1 protein-coding gene and 2 pseudogenes are annotated in these 1,526 nt (G+C 39.8%); all 3 read left to right on the top strand.

Annotation, left to right across the window (positions count from 1 at the left end):
- Positions 1-358: pseudogene (locus HCUR_RS00200) on the top strand (transposase family protein); the annotation flags it as partial.
- A 277-nt stretch (positions 359-635) separates the two neighbouring features.
- Positions 636-959: pseudogene (locus HCUR_RS09365) on the top strand (transposase family protein).
- Positions 960-1,044: 85 nt separating this feature from the next.
- Positions 1,045-1,191 carry a hypothetical protein gene (locus HCUR_RS08025; RefSeq protein WP_165780571.1) on the top strand — a complete coding sequence of 49 codons (147 nt, stop codon included), beginning with the start codon at positions 1,045-1,047 and terminating at the stop codon, positions 1,189-1,191.
- The last annotated feature ends 335 nt before the right edge of the window (positions 1,192-1,526 follow it).

The raw sequence follows: 1,526 nt of genomic DNA, 5'->3' as shown, positions 1-1,526 counted from the left end.
CAGTCAACTCGTTGTGGATAAGAAGACGAAACAAGTTGTTTGTACAGCTTGTACAAACGGAAAACGTCATGATTTTAGGCTGCTTAAAAAATCTGGAACCAAAATACATCCTACAAGTGCACGGGATTACTGACACTGGATACCAAGGAATACAAAAGCTATATATCAAATCCGAATTGCCAAAAAAGAAGATAAAAAGAAAAATTAAGATCTGGCTCGCGAAAGAGTAGCCCATGAAAAGGTCATAGGTATGATTAAACGGTTCAAAATCATATCTGATCAATACAGAAATAGACGTAAAAGATTTGGACTCAGATTCAATCTAATAGAAGCTATTTACACCATGGAGTTATCCTGACATCTATTTATGCAAGCGGTCTAATAAAAGCTGTACCGCTTTCACCACAAAACGATCGCATCGAATCAGGTTAGGCGTTTCTTTGTACAATAAGTAGCTAAGATTCTTAAAGACTCTGAAATTACGGCTACCCCCCCCAAAGTCTCTGAAGAGAAAAGCTTTGATGAATGAGGGGTTTGCAACGCTATAGCAGGCTCCCCCTCATAAAAATAAATATTTGAAAAAAGTAAAATAATAAGGGAATGCCTTGGATGGTGAACAATTTAAGGTAAGGTTAATGAAAAAAGTAAAAGAAGCGGTTTTAGATCATTTTAAACCCCTAAAAGATCCTAGGTCCAGTAGGAATAGGGTGCATGAGATGTCTGAGATAGGGGTAGCGACTTTGTGCGCAGCGCTATGCGGGGCTGAGGAATGAAAAGATGTCGAAGATTTTTGAAATTTAAAGATAGACTATCTCAGGGGTCATCTACCCTATAAGAACGGCATACCCCTTGACGATACATTTCCAAGGTTCTTTAGAAGCCTTGAGCCTGATCAGTTTCAAGATCTGTTTTGTACCTGGGTGAAGCGCATAAGTAAAAATAGCCCGGCAATGGTATAGCAATCGATGGAAAGGCATCAAGGCGCAGTTGAGATGTTACATAGGATACGCACGTTTGCTATAGAAGCTAGGCCAAGGGAAGATAATGGATAAAAGCAACAAGATCACAACACTACCTAAGGTATTGGATTGGCTGAATAGTAAAGGATCGATTCTCACTATAGGTGCCATGGGATGTCACTATAAAATCATGGATAAAGAAGAAGATTATATAGGACGTGTCGATATTTGAGTTTACTTTAGAATTATGAGTGATGCAGCAAAATGAAGGAAGGAAGGGCGTGTGAAAGTGTGTCATGGTTTGGTGCAACGCGCCTGAAATGGGTTAACGTGTTGATATTCCCTAGACTAAATTTTGCGCATGAATCATGGGGGGATGATGGCTTTGTTGCTGCCAGCATAATGAACAATGTCATCGGCATCGTAACTTTTATCCGCCAATAGCGTTTTAAAGTCAAAATTCTTCATTAAATCAAGGGCTTTTGTATGGTCAGAGTACTGACCATACGATAGAATGAATCTGATGGGGGTTCCTAAAGCATCTCATGGCAGCGTGGATCTGCGTGC

It is taken from the genome of Holospora curviuscula, from assembly GCF_002930195.1.
GTDB classification, from domain to species: Bacteria; Pseudomonadota; Alphaproteobacteria; order Holosporales; family Holosporaceae; genus Holospora; species Holospora curviuscula.
The sequence above is the reverse complement of the archived record's forward strand: the minus strand, read 5'-3'. Positions and strand labels throughout refer to the sequence as shown.